We start from the raw sequence: 15,054 nt of genomic DNA, 5'->3' as shown, positions 1-15,054 counted from the left end.
TAAAATCCAAGACATTAAGATGTAGAGGATTTTAGCCCAGACGGTGCCTGACTGCTAGCGAATACCCTTAACTTTTTGCGCAAAATCAACTATTTAAGTGTTAACGGTCGCTAAAGCCTAAACATCCTCTGAAACGTGCCCTTCTGACTCAGACTGTGCATCACTCAAGGTTTCAGGCTGATCAGAAACCAAGGATTTCTTTCTTTCAAAAACCGCTGCAAAGAACCCATCTGTCCCATGAATATCCGGACGTAAGCTCAAATAAGGTCCTTCAATTTGCAGAGGCGTGCGAGCGGCCAGGATCGGAGCGGCGTCCACAAGTTCAAAATCGGGATGATTCGCAAGGAACAACTCAGCTTGTGCTTGATTTTCCTCTTGCAAAATACTGCAGGTCGCATAGACAAGTCGTCCGCCCGGTGCGACACAGCGCGAGGCGCTAGCCAAAATTCGGGTCTGCAAGGCTGTAAGTTCTTGCAAACTTTGTAGGGACTGACGCCATTTCAGATCAGGATTTCGGCGCAAGGTCCCCACGCCGCTGCATGGGGCATCAACCAAAACCCTTTGTGCTTTACCTGCCAATCGACGTACACGCGTGTCATTTTCATGCTCAATGGCGACTGGTACGATATTGGACAGACCGCTGCGTGCAAAACGAGGTTTAGCTTTAGCTAAACGCGTTGCGGATACGTCAAAGGCATACAGCCTGCCAGTCGAGCGCATCAATGCCCCCAGCAAAAGCGTTTTACCTCCGGCACCCGCACAAAAATCAATGACCATTTCGCCCCTTTTTGGGCCAACTAACAAGGCGAGTAGCTGACTACCCTCATCCTGAACCTCGATTAATCCGTGCTCAAACTGATGCCACTTATTCATTGCAGGACGTCCTTTCAGACGAATCCCCCAGGGTGAAAAGGGAGTGGCAACGGGTGCGTGACGCACGCCATTTCCCTTGGCAAGATCAGCAAGCATCTCATCGCGGTCCGCCTTCATGGGGTTGACACGAATATCAAGGGGGGCAGCAGAATTGAGCGCGCTCGTTAAGGACTCCAGTTCAGGTAAATCTTTGATACGTTCAAACAACCAGTCCGGCAAACTCGTTCTTACCTGAAGCGACAGGGACTGATCATCAATCTGGGCAATCCTATCGAGCCATGCCAGCTCACCGACATCTAAAACAGGACGCACTTTCTCAGCGCCCATCGTTGCGATGGCACCCTGAATCGCTAACCGTCGCACGGCGTTACCCACTCCACTCTCACCGAGCTGTCGATATCGACGCAAATGACGCATCACGTCATAGACCACTTCAGCCACCTCGGCACGATCTCGAATACCAAGCTTTGGGTGCGCCCTAAACCAATGGGAAACGACAGAGTCCGCCGCAAATCGCCAAGTCAGCACCTCGTCGAGCACCTGACGAATTTGATCCAACCGAACGGTCATCACAGGCTGACGTGGCTTGGGAACGTATGTTGAAACAGCGGGCGCGCCAACCTGACCGGCGACTTCACGCCCTGCAGAACGCGCACCGGTTTGTGTTGAACCACCTGAATGCGTGCCACGTGGCTGGGCATTGAGCAAACGCTCTGTGGCCGAGCCTGGTCTTACCTTGCCTGTAGAAGCACTGAGCGCAGCGGCGCGCGCTTGATCTTTCTTGTTTTTAGTCCCGACGCCGCTCGCGCCAGAGGGCCGACGGCCAGGTTTGTTGGGATTGCTCATCAGTGTGGCCCTGAAATAAAAAGACGCGTGGAGACACCGTCGACCTGAACGCGATGATCACTCGTCAGTCTGACACGGCCTTGCGCAAGCCAACAAGCGACTTGCGGATAAACGATGTGCTCAATGTCCAGAACACGATTGGCTAAAGTTTCAGGGGTGTCGTGCGCCTGCACAGGCACCACGCCCTGAGCAATGATCGGACCATGATCAAGCACCGGAGTCACGAAGTGTACGGTGCAACCATGGGCCTGCACACCCGTGGCCAATGCTTGGGCGTGAGTATGTAGACCCGGAAAAGCGGGTAGCAATGAGGGATGAATATTGATTAGACGGCCAGAATAGCGCTCAACAAAGCCTGGCGTTAAAACGCGCATAAAGCCTGCCAACAAGACATAATCTGGAGAAAAACGGTCAATAGTCTCGGCCAAGGCAAGGTCAAAAGCCTCCCGGGATGGGAAGGCATGATGAGGTAGACCAACCGTTTCAACACCTTGATCAGCCGCCCAAGACAGTCCGGCCGTCTCGGAGCGACTCGCGATCACCGCCACAACGTCTGCGGCACACTCACCAGACTGACACGCCCGCATGATTGCCTGCATGTTTGAGCCCTGTCCTGAGATCAAAATCACAAAACGGGGACGAAAAATTTTGGGGTCTGGCATGGGATTCCACAATAAGGCTAGCCTGAAATTGTAAACTGTCATCCGTGAAAACAATTTTCAGCATTTTTCGTCAAGCTCCCGCGCCCGAGTTTCGCCTGCCTTGCGCCTTGTCAATTGGTAATTTTGACGGGGTTCACCGCGGGCATCAGGCTATGATTTCCCAATTGTGTGATGCGGCCTTTCGTCTGAAACTTTCCCCGACGATCCTGACCTTCGCCCCGCATCCACGGCAATATTTTGCCCATTTAAACCACCGTCCTGAGCTCTCTCCGCCCCAAATTACTGGTCTACGTGACAAGCTCACCGCCCTGGCCTGCGCAGGAATCGAGCGTGTTGTGCTCGCACGTTTTAACCGAGCGATGGCGGAAATGTCTGCCACGGATTTTGTTACAAAATGGCTGGCTACAGAACTTAATGTTCGATGGTTACTGGTGGGCGAGGACTTTAGGTTTGGCCGACAGCGTGCAGGTGATGTTCACTTGCTGCGCGAGCTTGGTCAACGCTGTGGCATAGAGGTGCATACTCTGAGCGATGTGACCGATGACCAAGGCCGCAGGATCTCCAGTTCTGAAGTCCGGGGCGCACTCGCAGCGGGCGACGTTGCCCGGGCCGCCAGCCTTCTGGGGCGTCCCTATGGGATGACTGGTCACATCATTCATGGTAAGAAACTTGGCCGTACGCTGAGCATGCCCACGATGAACATGCGGGTCACGCCACGATGCGCAGCCCGCTCCGGGATATACGTCGTCCGCGCCCACGGTTTGGGACCGACTGCGATGCCCGGCGTTGCGAGCCTTGGGGTTCGTCCTACCGTCGAAAATGACGGACGTATTTTGCTAGAAACCCATTTATTTGATCTGAATGTAGACGCATACGGTAAACTCGTGCGCGTTGAACTCCTGCAGCATCTGCGGGATGAAGAAAAGTTTCCCGACCTGCCAACCTTGACTGCCGCCATGCATGCCGATGCACAGCATGCGCGCGCTTACTTTGCGCTCCATGGACTATAAAAACACACTCAATCTGCCCGACACTCCTTTTCCGATGCGCGGAGACCTCCCGCGTCGAGAGCCCGCCTGGGTCGCGCAATGGCAAGAAAAAAAGGTTTATCAGGCGATCCGCGATGCAAGCCGTGGACGTCCGACTTTTTTACTGCACGATGGACCGCCTTACGCTAATGGTGATATCCATATCGGTCATGCTGTCAATAAGATACTGAAGGACATCATCGTTAAGAGCCGCAACATGGCTGGCTTTGACGCGGCCTACGTTCCCGGCTGGGATTGCCATGGGATGCCCATCGAAATCCAGATAGAAAAAAAATTCGGCAAGCACTTACCCGTTGCCGAAGTTCAGGCTAAAGCAAGGGCTTATGCGCTTGAGCAAATCGAGCGCCAGAAAAAAGACTTTGAGCGACTGGGCGTTTTAGGCGACTGGAATCGACCCTATCTGACCATGAATTTCAGCAATGAAGCCAATGAAATTCGTGCTCTTGGGCGTATTTTGGAAAAAGGCTATGTTTTTCGTGGTCTCAAACCCGTGAACTGGTGTTTTGATTGCGGCTCAGCGCTGGCAGAGGCTGAGGTTGAATATGCAGACCGTAAGGATCCAGCCGTCCACATTGCCTTTCCTTTTGCAGATCGTCAGGCGCTCGCCAAGGCCTTTGGACAAGCGGAGATTGGAGCAGGTGCGATCGTCATTTGGACCACCACACCCTGGACGATTCCTTCCAACCAGGCGCTGAATATCCACCCTGAGTTCAAATACGCTTTGGTGCGTGTTACACCAGCACTTGCAACGGGCGAGCTATTGATTCTCGCTTTCGATCGCGTTGAGGCTTGTCTCAAAGAGTGGGGTCTCGAGGGCGAAATTATTGCTGAATGTGTGGGACAAGCGCTCAATCAGATCACGTTTGAGCACCCTTTGGCCAACTTCAATGTTGGCTATCAACGCACCGCGCCGATTTATCTCGGAGACTATGTCACCCTTGATACGGGAACAGGTGTTGTTCACTCAGCTCCAGCTTATGGTGTTGAAGACTTTTTGTCTTGTAAAGCCCATGGCATGAAGGATGCTGACATTATCAACCCGGTCATGGGCGATGGAAAATTTGTCCCCTCTCTGCCTGGCTTTGGCGGTCTGAGTATTTGGGAAGCAAATCCAAAAATTGTTGAAGCATTGAGTGGCGCTGGCACGCTCATCAAGCAAGAGCCCCATTCGCATAGCTATATGCACTGCTGGCGCCATAAAACACCAATTATTTATCGTGCCACCAGTCAATGGTTTGCCGGCATGGACGTTCAACCCAAGGGGGGCGAGCCGACTCTGAGGCAAAGCGCCTTGGCGGCAATTGATGCCACCGCATTTTATCCGGCGTGGGGCCGTGCGCGTCTTCACGCGATGATTGCCAACAGACCAGACTGGACACTCTCACGCCAACGGCAGTGGGGGGTTCCGATGGCTTTCTTTATACACAAAGAAACCGGCGCCCTACATCCAAACACCCCCGCACTTCTTGAAGAAGTGGCCAAGCGTGTCGAAAAAGATGGGATCGAAGCGTGGCAGGCTATTGAGCCTGCTGATCTGCTGGGTGAAGAAGCAAAAGACTACGAAAAAAATCGCGACACGCTCGATGTATGGTTCGACTCCGGGACGACACACGCCACGGTGCTTGGTGGACCGGACAATCAGCACCGGGGTTCGCATGGCGAACTGCCCTGGCCTGCGGATATGTACCTGGAAGGCTCCGATCAGCATCGCGGATGGTTCCACTCCTCTTTGCTGACTGGCTGCATGCTTTCTGGTCGCGCTCCTTATAAAAGCTTGCTGACCCACGGTTTTGTCGTGGATGGTCAGGGTCGCAAAATGAGCAAGTCCGTTGGAAACGTGATTGCGCCTCAAAAAGTGTCGGATAGCCTTGGTGCTGAGATTCTCAGACTATGGGTGGCCAGCACCGACTATTCAGGCGAACTATCGATCTCAGACGAGATTCTTAAACGCGTGGTAGAAAGTTATCGACGCATTCGAAATACTTTACGATTCCTTTTGGCCAACCTTGCTGATTTTGATGCGGTCAATGATATTGTCTCCGTTGAGAGTCTATTCGAGATTGATCGTTACGCTCTCGCGATGACAGCAAACATGCAGTCTGAAGTCCTCTCACATTACGAAAAATTCGACTTCCATCCCTCAATGTCGCGTTTGCAGCATTTCTGCTCCGAGGATCTTGGAGCGTTTTATCTGGACGTTCTAAAAGATCGTCTATACACATCGGCGCCTCGTAGTGCGGCCCGTCGCTCTGCTCAAACCGCCCTGCTTCATATCACGCAGACTTTGCTCAAGCTCATGGCCCCTGTCCTGTCATTCACGGCCGAAGAAGCTTGGGGTGTCTTACTTCAAACCACACTCAAAAACACCCCGAAAATTGGGCGCGTGACGATTTTCACAGAGTGCTTTCACGAGATTCCCAATGTGACAGGAGCTGACAAGCTACAAGAGCGTTGGACGCGCCTGAGAGAAATTCGTGCCCTCGTGATGCGCAAGCTCGAAGACCTACGCAGCGCCGGCAGCATTGGCTCCTCTTTACAGGGCGAAGTCGATTTAACCGCCAGCGGAGAGGATCTTGCTTTGTTGCAAAGCGTTTCAGATCAGTTGCCCTTCATTTTTATTGTTTCACGCGTCGGCATCCACGCAGGAACTGGTGACATTGAGGTGAGTATAGCTGCCTCTTCGCATCAAAAGTGCGAGCGTTGCTGGCACTGGCGTGACGATATTGGACAAGACTCAGCGCATCCCCACATTTGTGGGCGTTGCGTTGAGAGTCTGAACGAAGCAGCCGCCACCTGAGTATGAACAGCGCCAATCAGGACCAGACGCATGCATCGCTCAACACCCCGAGCGGATATCGTGGTTTGGGCAGGTGGCTTTTCACGGCTTTGCTTCTGATTCTGATTGATCAAATAACCAAAATTGGTTTTGATCAAACGTTGCGTTATGGACAACGCATTAATATCTTGCCCTTCTTTGACTTCACCTTGTTGTACAACAAGGGGGCTGCTTTCAGCTTTTTAGCAGACCAACCAGGTTGGCAGCGTTGGTTTTTTACTATTTTAGGTTTAGGTGCGAGCGTTTTTATCCTCTGGATGATGCATACCCACCGGGAACAGCACCGTTTTATGCTTGCGCTAACCTTAATTCTGGGTGGCGCCCTCGGAAATGTCATTGACCGCATTGCCTATGGTCACGTCGTGGACTTTCTTCTGTTTTACTGGCAGCAATGGCACTATCCTGCATTCAACGTCGCCGATGCAGCGATTACTGTAGGTGCTATCCTTTTAGTCATCGACGAAATTCTTCGACTTCGGGGTCAGCATGCAAGATCTACATGACAAACGGCTTGTGCTGGGTTTAAGCGGTGGCATCGCCTGCTATAAGGCTGCCGATCTTGTTCGCAGACTCATCGAACGGGGCGCACAAGTCGATGTCGTGATGACAGAGTCTGCGACGCGCTTTATTACGCCCGTCACACTGCAAGCCTTGAGTGGTCGCCCTGTGTTTGTAGATGCCTGGGATAGTCGTGTGCACAACAACATGGCTCATATTCAGCTTTCCAGAGGTGCAGATGCCATTATCATTGCGCCTGCTTCAGCTGATTTCATGGCTAAACTCGTGCACGGTCGTGCGGATGATCTACTTTCGACGCTTTGTCTGGCGCGAGCCTGTCCTTTGCTTGTCGCCCCGGCCATGAACCGAGAAATGTGGCTTGCTGCACCCACCCAACGTAACGTGCAACAGTTACGCCTCGATGGCATCGAAGTTCTGGGGCCAGGTAGTGGCGAACAAGCCTGCGGGGAAACGGGTGATGGTCGAATGCTCGAACCTCTGCAAATCGTCGCAGAAATCAGACGTTTCTTTCAACCCAAACATCTCGTCAACACACGGGTGCTCATGACTGCGGGCCCAACCGTTGAGCCGATTGACCCCGTGCGTGTGTTGAGCAACCGTTCCTCAGGAAAAACTGGCTATGCACTCGCACAAGCCGCTTGGGAAGCTGGTGCAGAAGTCATGCTCATATCAGGCCCCACAGCACTTGCCTGCCCTTATGGGGTGACAAGGATCAATGTCGAGACTGCTCAGCAGATGCACGATGCAGTGATGCAAAATCTTTCAGGTCAGGATATTTTTATCGCCGTTGCAGCGGTTGCTGACTGGCGAATCAAGAACGTATCTGAAGAGAAAATTAAAAAAGATGGCAACGCTACTCCCGAACTTCAATTTGAAATGAACCCTGATATTTTGGCCAGCGTTGCGGCAAAACATGATGGACCATGGTGCGTTGGGTTTGCTGCAGAAACCGAAAATCTCTCTGAGTATGCCCATCAAAAAAGGCTCCGCAAAGGCATCCCAATGCTGATCGGAAACCTTGCACAACACGTCATGGATGCTGATCACACTACAGTATCAATTTTTGATGATCAAGGCGAACATGCATTACCCTTGAGTCATAAACAAGATGCCGCACGTCAACTTGTGTACGCCATTGCTCAGCGTTTCAAACAATCACAATCCTCATCTTGATCAATTCCAGGCTCACCCATGCAAGCTTTGATCGACTCAATCGTATTATTCATTCAAGAAAATCAGTCGTGGGCCAGTCTCGTCATATTCCTTTTTTCGTTTGGTGAATCACTCTTCATTGTGGGACTTTTTTTGCCTGCAACTGTTTTACTTTTTGCAACCGGCACATTGATCGCGAGCGGTACGCTCGCAGCCGGACCGATCTTATTCTGGGGGATTGCTGGCGCAATTGTCGGGGATGCAGTTTCCTTTTGGTTCGGTCGCTGGATGGGTCCTAAAGTATTAAGACACAAACGCTTTTACCCTTATAGACGTCAAATCGCGCGCGCGCGCCTATTCTTTTATCGCTTCGGTTTTCTAGCCGTACTCATCGCGCGCTTTTTAGGTCCGCTACGGTGCTTCATCCCGACTGTTGCCGGAGTCATGGGTATGCCTGAGCTTCGCTTTCAGATTGCGAATATTATTTCTGCGATCTTATGGCTGCCAGCTCTCCTGGCGCCAGGCTATCTGGCAACCCTCAGCGTAGAAGCCCTTAAAGAAGGACAACATGCGACTATTTATTCTGCTGTGGGTATTGCTGTGATCGCCGTCATTACCTGGTTAGTCATTCGAAAACGACGGGCGATCAATAGCAAAGCACACGCACGCAAGCGTAGTCGTACCTGATCGGACTCATCATTTTTCAAAGGCGCTTGCCGAGATCATCCTACCGACCAAAGAGAATACCCATGAAAGCCGTTGACGTAAAAATCCTAGACGCCAGGATGCGAGATCAACTTCCCGCCTATGCAACTGATGGTTCCGCGGGCTTGGACTTACGTGCCTGTCTGGACAGTCCACTTGTGCTCGAGCCAGGTGTGACGCAACTTATTCCAACTGGACTTGCCATTCACCTAGCAGATCCGGGGTACGCAGCAGTGATTTTGCCCCGCTCTGGCTTAGGTCATAAACATGGCATTGTTCTGGGAAATCTTGTGGGGCTCATCGACTCAGACTATCAGGGCCCTCTAATGGTTTCAGCCTGGAACCGAAGCCAAATCGCATATACGCTTCAACCAATGGAGCGCCTCGCACAGCTCGTCATTCTCCCCATCGCACGCATTCAATTCAATGTGGTCGAAGACTTCGATCAATCGTCGCGCGGCGCAGGTGGGTTCGGAAGCACGGGTACGGCCTAACGTGTACAACGCGAGCCCTTAGGCGCTTGATCATTTTGTAGGGCCTGCGCCAACTCTTGAGCTAGGGCCTGAACATTTGCCTGCTGCCCCTCAACAAGGGCTATCACACCAATCCCAACGGGTTGAACGAGTGGTGTGTAACAAGTCAAAAATGATTTGCTGCCTGGTGTGCGAATACTCCACACCGCATCAAGTGCCACGGACTGACCTGGAATGAGGTCAAAGCGCTGTATGTCCAATTGGATTTTTGTGACAGACGCTTTTGCAGCCTCGGAAACCAGATGTTGAATAGGTGGCATACCCAATAGCTGGGTTAAAGACTGTGACAGTGCAGTAGAGATTTGGGAAGACAATGGCCCAGTCCAACGATCCTCGCTCAGAAGCATTAATCGACCATCGCCCTGACGCACGACGAGCGACACATTGTCTACCTGTGCCGGTACGCTGATCTCGGACAGCGTGTAAGGACCGATGGCTTTAACGGGTGTGATGGAGGCGGCTGTTGAGGGCGGGCTGCCGGGCGTGCCTGCCCGACTAAGCGTGTAGTAGTGCGCGGGAGGACCCGCGCAGCCAACAAGTGACAATACGCCAAGAGCTAAGGATAAACGCTTGAAAAATAATTTCATTTTCCTGGGGCTCCAAGTGTGTCTCTTGAGTAGGGTTGCGTGCTTCTTCCGCGGATAATCGAATCAGGATTCGCCTGTAAGTTATCTGTCAGTGCGCGCAAAGACTTCAGACTGGCTTTCAAATCCTCAAGAGCTGACTCCGCATTTGTTGTTAATGGACTGCCCGGAGCAATCAAGGTATTGAGATTTTTAACTGTCACTTCGATCTGCGACAACGTGGAAGCGAGCTTGGGTGTGACGTTTTTATCCATATTGGCACTCAGTCGCTTGATTTCGTTGACCATCGAATCGATATCAAGAGCAAGCTTTTCAAAAGGGATCTTATCAATCTTGCTAATGATGTTGGCAATCTGCGCTTGCATACTGCTCAGATCATCCGAGGCAATCGTAGGCATGAGGAAAGGCAATGTGACCTGAGGGGTCTCGATCGGCGGAAGATTCTGAAAGTCTGTCAAAGTGATATAGAGCTGGCCAGTCAAGATATTTGCCGAACGTAACTGTGCGCGCAATCCCTTACTCGTGAGCTCGCTCAACGAGGCCGCAAGATCCTCCGGAGTTTGACTGGCAAGCTTTAACTCCACATAGACAGAGCCAAGTCGTTCAGGATAAAGAGTCGCATCCACATTGGTAAAAAACTTTCGAGTCACGATATCGAAATCCAAAGCCACAGAATCTACAACTCCGATATCGACGCCGTGAAAGGCAACAGGAGCCCCCACACTCAGGCCTCGCACCGGCTGGTCATAGCGCATGCGTATTGGAACAGCCACGCCCTCGGGCACAGCTTCTGCTGCCCGTCGAGACTCAAAAAGCTTGAAGGGCTTATTCGCATCGGTCAGGGCATGAGGCTTACCAAAGGAAGCGAAAGATACGCCTCCGGCTATCAGGGAAATTAAAGACTCTGTCTGTATGTGCATTCCTGCGGGACCGATCGTCAAATCAATTCCGCTTTCATCCCAAAAGCGCGTGCTAGCGTCAACGTATTTATCATATGGTGCATCAATAAAAACATTCAGATCAACGGATTGTCCGGCCTTGTTTAATTCAAAACCAGTCACCAGTCCCACTTGTATCCGACGATAATAAATAGGTGCGCCAGGTCCGAGTGAGCCGAGCGTGGGCGCGCGAAGTACAAAACGAGTACCAGGGCGATCGCTTGCAATAGGCGGGGGCTGTTCAAGGCCTACAAACTCCTTTTCAGTCGCGCGTTTTGATTGACCCCCGACCATACCGTCGAAATCAGACTCGATATAGGAGCCTGACAGCAAGGTGGACAGGCCAGATACGCCTCCTAGACCAATACGTGGCCTGACAACCCAGAATCGGGAGCCCTCTCGGGCAAACACTGCGCCATCTTTTGTCAACTCCGCCTCGACGATCACACCATTTTGTTTATCATTGAGACGGACGCTTTTAACGAGTCCAATCACAACGTCCCGATATCGAATCTGAGTCTTACCCGTCTCGATACCTGTGGCTGACTGGAAAGAGATGGTAATGGTGGGTCCTTTTTGTGAAATCCCGCGCCAAACAATTGAGAGTCCGATTAAAAGGGCTGCAAGGGGTATAAACCATACCCAAGCAAGGCTCCTTTTAGGCCTGCGGCCTACACGGGGCAAAGGTTTTCCTGACTGCGCTGGCGCGGACTCAGGCAATCCAGACTCATTAGGTTGACTCAAAGTGCTCTCTCTGTTGACCGTTCGACTAAATATTAAAACGTGATGATACGTGACGCCGATGTCCAGCGCGACGCCAAGCGAGCCTAGGATCAAAACTTAAGGCTGCCAGCATGGTCAAAATAACGACTGCGCCAAAGGCGATAGCCCCGCTTCCGGGCTGAATACTCAGCAAAGCGCCAAATTGTCCCAGGGCTGAAAGCAAAATCACCACAAACACATCAAGCATGGACCACTGTCCAATAAACTCAACTACACGATAAATTTGTGTCCGTTTACGCAGACCATGCTCGGCTCCGTATTGAGTCAGCCCGATAAGAACTGAGAGCGCGACAAGCTTGAACACTGGCACCATGACACTCGCCACGAACACGATCAAGGCAATGTCCCAGGAACCCATCTGCAAGAGTTCAATCACCCCTCCAACAATCGTGTGCCCGGAACTCCCTCCCACAGTCGTGATGTTCATAATCGGCAAAAGATTTGCGGGGATGTAGAGAATCGTAGCGGAGATCACAAGTGCCCAGGCCCGAGAAATTTGTGCTGGAGATGGCGGTTTTGGAACAACTGGAAGCTCGGCGGGCACACCTAAATCGATTGCCATCATGCGCAATCTATGCTCACTTAAACGTCCAAGACTTGTTAATAGAATGGCTGCACAGGCGGTTGCAAAAAGCCCAACTCCGGCAACTAAAGAGGCAAGACCAGCAAGTTTGACAACAGAAACAAGAATGCCCATCAGAAAAACAGGCACCATGCACCAAGGCTTTAAATGGTCAATCGCTTTGAGGGCCGATTCAAAAAACATGGGTAAACGACCAAACGAAAGTGGCAGCAACACCCATAAAAGCAGGCACAAATGAATAGCTGGTAGAAGAAAACCAACCGAAAACGTCACAACTGCAACCTCCGGATAGCCCTCGCGCCAAACCACTGCGATCGCATCAAAAAAGGTGGCAGCTTGCCCTTGGCCCTGAAGATAAAGTGTGGCGACCGGATAGGCGTTGGCAAAACCCAGGCTAATGATGGCCGTCAAAATAATGGCTAGCCAAGCGCCTGGTGTAAAAGTCGCATAAGTTTCAAGTACGCTATTGCAACGTACGCACTGCGACCATTGGTCGGGTTCCAGAACAGGACGAGTATAAACAGCGCCACACTGGTGACAAGTCAGAGTCAGGGCGCGTGCAGAGGCCGGCTCAGGGTATAGGGACGGGCTCTGCACAGTAGTCTTAGAGACTGAATGACCAGATGCTGATGGCATCAGTGGACAAGCTCAGCCTCCCGATCCGAGCCTTTGGCCGCATCAGTTGGCTTATTGCTCTTTGATTCAAAATCAAGAATAACCTTTCCGTCGGCGTCAACATCAACAAGCACTGAGCCACCGTCTACGAGCTTTCCGAAAAGCAGTTCGTCAGCCAAGGCCCGACGCAAGGTGTCCTGAATCAAGCGTTGCATGGGACGAGCCCCCATTAAAGGATCGAAACCGTTTTTGCCAAGATGCGCGCGTAAAGCATCGGTGAAGGTCGCATCCACACGCTTGTCATGCAACTGATCCTCAAGTTGCATCAAGAACTTGTCCACTACGCGCAGAATAACCTCTTGACTCAGCGCAGCAAATGGAACGATTGCATCCAAACGGTTGCGGAACTCGGGAGAAAACAAGCGCTTGATATCACCCATTTCATCTCCGCTTGCACGGGTATTTGAAAAACCGATGTTGGGTTTGTTCAAAGCCTCGGCACCTGCGTTTGTTGTCATCACAAGGATGACATTCCGGAAATCAGCCTTTCGACCGTTATTGTCCGTGAGTGTGCCATGGTCCATGACCTGCAACAGTATGTTGAAGACATCTGGATGCGCTTTTTCAATCTCGTCGAGCAAGAGCACGCAATGAGGCTGTTTGTTGATCGCTTCAGTTAACAAGCCGCCCTGATCAAAACCAACGTATCCCGGTGGCGCGCCAATTAAACGCGAAACAGTATGGCGCTCCATGTACTCGGACATGTCAAAACGCAACAATTCAACACCCAAAGTGAAAGCCAATTGTCGAGCAACCTCTGTCTTACCTACACCAGTCGGTCCGGAAAAAAGGAAAGCACCGATGGGCTTTTCTGGCCTCCCAAGACCTGAGCGCGCCATTTTGATGGCACCCGCCAGCGCTTCGATTGCGCCATCCTGACCGTAAACAACTGTTTTAAGGTCACGCTCAAGGGTAGCGAGCTTGCTTCGATCGTCACTTGAAACTGTTTGAGGAGGGATGCGCGCGATCTGTGACACGATTGCTTCGATATCCGTCTTTCCAATGACTTTCTTTTGTTTGGAGCGGGGTAGCAAACGTTGAGCTGCGCCGGCCTCATCAATCACGTCAATTGCCTTGTCAGGCAAGTGCCGATCGTTGATGTGACGCGCAGACAACTCGGCCGCTGCAGTCAGTGCCGCGCCTGAGTATTTGACACCATGGTGTTCTTCAAAGCGACCTTTCAAACCACGCAAAATCTGAATAGTCTGTGCCACGGTTGGCTCAGACACATCGACTTTTTGAAAACGGCGGGAGAGCGCAGCATCTTTTTCAAACACACCGCGAAATTCGGTATACGTGGTCGCACCGATGCAACGCAATTGACCCGAGGACAAAGCAGGTTTGAGCAAATTGGAAGCATCAAGCGTGCCGCCCGAAGCTGAGCCCGCACCAATCAGCGTATGAATTTCATCAATGAACAAAATAGCCTGAGGATTATTTTTCAGCTGTTTGAGAACGCCTTTGAGACGCTGCTCAAAATCTCCGCGGTATTTTGTCCCGGCTAAAAGTGCACCCATGTCAAGAGAATACACTTGCGCATCTTGCAGAACCTCTGGCACTTCGCCTTGCGTGATGCGATAAGCTAGACCTTCGGCAATCGCCGTTTTACCCACACCCGCCTCGCCGACGAGCAAAGGATTGTTCTTGCGGCGGCGGCATAGCGTCTGGATGACCCGCTCGACTTCCTGCTCACGGCCGATCAACGGGTCAATGCGCCCAGCAGTCGCGGCAGCGTTCAAATCCTGGGTATATAAATCCAGTGGAGACTGTCGACCCTCTGCGTTCTGCTCAGAACCTTCAGCTTGTTGCTCCTTGGGGTTGACAGGCGTCTCGGCTGCAGCTTGTTTGCTGATGCCATGCGACAGATAATTCACAACATCAAGGCGAGAAATACCCTGCTGCTGGAGGTAGAACACAGCGTGGGACTCTTTTTCACCAAAAATGGCGACCAAAACGTTTGCACCCGTCACAGGCTTCTTGGAGGCCCCACCTGCCGACACGTGCATAATCGCGCGCTGTATCACGCGCTGAAATCCAAGTGTAGGTTGAGTGTCCACCTCTGCACCCGCTGGAATGACAGGTGTATTGTCCGTGACAAATTTACGCAAATTGTTGCGCAACTCGTCCATGTTAGCGGAACATGCACGCAGCACTTCAATCGCAGCTGCGTTATCTAGCAGCGACAATAATAAGTGCTCAACAGTGATGAACTCATGACGAGCTGATCGCGCCTCAACAAAGGCCATATGCAAACTAACTTCGAGCTCTTGGGAAATCACATTTCCTCCGACGTTCTATCAAGTGTTACACCGTTAT

12 protein-coding genes are annotated in these 15,054 nt (G+C 51.8%); 6 read left to right on the top strand and 6 right to left on the bottom strand.

Going from position 1 to position 15,054, the window contains the following annotated elements:
* Window positions 1-117 precede the first annotated feature (117 nt).
* Both QWY27_RS02110 and purN read right to left on the bottom strand, forming a co-directional pair.
* Window positions 118-1,719 carry an RsmB/NOP family class I SAM-dependent RNA methyltransferase gene (locus QWY27_RS02110; RefSeq protein WP_290194263.1) on the bottom strand — a complete coding sequence of 534 codons (1,602 nt, stop codon included), beginning with the start codon at window positions 1,717-1,719 and terminating at the stop codon, window positions 118-120.
* Window positions 1,719-2,381 carry a phosphoribosylglycinamide formyltransferase gene (gene purN, locus QWY27_RS02105; RefSeq protein WP_290194261.1) on the bottom strand — a complete coding sequence of 221 codons (663 nt, stop codon included), beginning with the start codon at window positions 2,379-2,381 and terminating at the stop codon, window positions 1,719-1,721. Before purN ends, QWY27_RS02110 begins: the two co-directional genes overlap by 1 nt.
* A gap of 44 nt (window positions 2,382-2,425) precedes the next feature.
* Between purN and QWY27_RS02100 the strand changes: the two genes are divergently transcribed.
* The 6 genes from QWY27_RS02100 (at window position 2,426) to dut (ending at window position 9,136) form a co-directional block, all read left to right on the top strand.
* On the top strand, window positions 2,426-3,391 hold the full coding sequence (locus tag QWY27_RS02100; RefSeq protein ID WP_290194260.1) for a bifunctional riboflavin kinase/FAD synthetase: 966 nt from the start codon (window positions 2,426-2,428) through the stop codon (window positions 3,389-3,391).
* On the top strand, window positions 3,381-6,227 hold the full coding sequence (gene ileS / locus QWY27_RS02095; protein ID WP_290194574.1) for an isoleucine--tRNA ligase: 2,847 nt from the start codon (window positions 3,381-3,383) through the stop codon (window positions 6,225-6,227). The genes QWY27_RS02100 and ileS overlap by 11 nt, the downstream gene beginning before the upstream one ends.
* Window positions 6,228-6,229: 2 nt before the next feature.
* On the top strand, window positions 6,230-6,769 hold the full coding sequence (lspA, locus tag QWY27_RS02090) for a signal peptidase II (RefSeq protein WP_290194258.1): 540 nt from the start codon (window positions 6,230-6,232) through the stop codon (window positions 6,767-6,769).
* Window positions 6,753-7,958 (top strand): bifunctional phosphopantothenoylcysteine decarboxylase/phosphopantothenate--cysteine ligase CoaBC, encoded by a 1,206-nt coding sequence (coaBC, locus tag QWY27_RS02085; RefSeq protein ID WP_290194256.1) that lies wholly within the window; start codon window positions 6,753-6,755, stop codon window positions 7,956-7,958. The genes lspA and coaBC overlap by 17 nt, the downstream gene beginning before the upstream one ends.
* Before the next feature lie 18 nt (window positions 7,959-7,976).
* The gene (locus QWY27_RS02080; RefSeq protein ID WP_290194254.1) at window positions 7,977-8,624 is read left to right on the top strand and encodes a DedA family protein; all 648 of its coding nucleotides are present in this window, start codon (window positions 7,977-7,979) and stop codon (window positions 8,622-8,624) included.
* Between the two features lie 62 nt (window positions 8,625-8,686).
* Entirely contained in the window at window positions 8,687-9,136 is a 450-nt protein-coding gene (gene dut / locus QWY27_RS02075) for a dUTP diphosphatase (RefSeq protein ID WP_290194252.1), read from the top strand.
* Here the strand turns inward: dut and QWY27_RS02070 are convergent.
* The 4 genes from QWY27_RS02070 to clpA are packed head-to-tail and all read right to left on the bottom strand — an operon-like array spanning window position 9,133 to window position 15,017.
* Complete coding sequence (locus tag QWY27_RS02070; protein WP_290194250.1) at window positions 9,133-9,762, bottom strand: PqiC family protein; 630 nt, start codon at window positions 9,760-9,762, stop codon at window positions 9,133-9,135. The two genes, dut and QWY27_RS02070, sit on opposite strands and share 4 nt — an antisense overlap.
* Window positions 9,759-11,441 carry a PqiB family protein gene (locus QWY27_RS02065; protein WP_290194248.1) on the bottom strand — a complete coding sequence of 561 codons (1,683 nt, stop codon included), beginning with the start codon at window positions 11,439-11,441 and terminating at the stop codon, window positions 9,759-9,761. The genes QWY27_RS02070 and QWY27_RS02065 overlap by 4 nt, the downstream gene beginning before the upstream one ends.
* 25 nt (window positions 11,442-11,466) lie before the next feature.
* Window positions 11,467-12,699, bottom strand: a complete 1,233-nt coding sequence (locus QWY27_RS02060) for a paraquat-inducible protein A (protein ID WP_290194246.1) — start codon at window positions 12,697-12,699, stop codon at window positions 11,467-11,469.
* Window positions 12,699-15,017 (bottom strand): ATP-dependent Clp protease ATP-binding subunit ClpA, encoded by a 2,319-nt coding sequence (gene clpA, locus QWY27_RS02055; RefSeq protein ID WP_290194244.1) that lies wholly within the window; start codon window positions 15,015-15,017, stop codon window positions 12,699-12,701. Before clpA ends, QWY27_RS02060 begins: the two co-directional genes overlap by 1 nt.
* Window positions 15,018-15,054: the final 37 nt, after the last annotated feature.

Origin of the sequence: Zwartia vadi, assembly GCF_030410375.1 — a bacterium.
Classification (GTDB): Bacteria; Pseudomonadota; Gammaproteobacteria; order Burkholderiales; family Burkholderiaceae_B; genus Zwartia; species Zwartia vadi.
The sequence above is the reverse complement of the archived record's forward strand: the minus strand, read 5'-3'. Positions and strand labels throughout refer to the sequence as shown.

Bases quoted from the DNA above. Each gene is read 5' to 3' on its own strand.
- QWY27_RS02070 (WP_290194250.1), bottom strand. From the start codon at position 9,762: ATGAAATTATTTTTCAAGCGTTTATCCTTAGCTCTTGGCGTATTGTCA.
- lspA (WP_290194258.1), top strand. From the start codon at position 6,230: ATGAACAGCGCCAATCAGGACCAGACGCATGCATCGCTCAACACCCCG.
- ileS (WP_290194574.1), top strand. From the start codon at position 3,381: ATGGACTATAAAAACACACTCAATCTGCCCGACACTCCTTTTCCGATG.
- dut (WP_290194252.1), top strand. From the start codon at position 8,687: ATGAAAGCCGTTGACGTAAAAATCCTAGACGCCAGGATGCGAGATCAA.
- QWY27_RS02110 (WP_290194263.1), bottom strand. From the start codon at position 1,719: ATGAGCAATCCCAACAAACCTGGCCGTCGGCCCTCTGGCGCGAGCGGC.
- QWY27_RS02060 (WP_290194246.1), bottom strand. From the start codon at position 12,699: ATGCCATCAGCATCTGGTCATTCAGTCTCTAAGACTACTGTGCAGAGC.
- purN (WP_290194261.1), bottom strand. From the start codon at position 2,381: ATGCCAGACCCCAAAATTTTTCGTCCCCGTTTTGTGATTTTGATCTCA.
- QWY27_RS02080 (WP_290194254.1), top strand. From the start codon at position 7,977: ATGCAAGCTTTGATCGACTCAATCGTATTATTCATTCAAGAAAATCAG.
- coaBC (WP_290194256.1), top strand. From the start codon at position 6,753: ATGCAAGATCTACATGACAAACGGCTTGTGCTGGGTTTAAGCGGTGGC.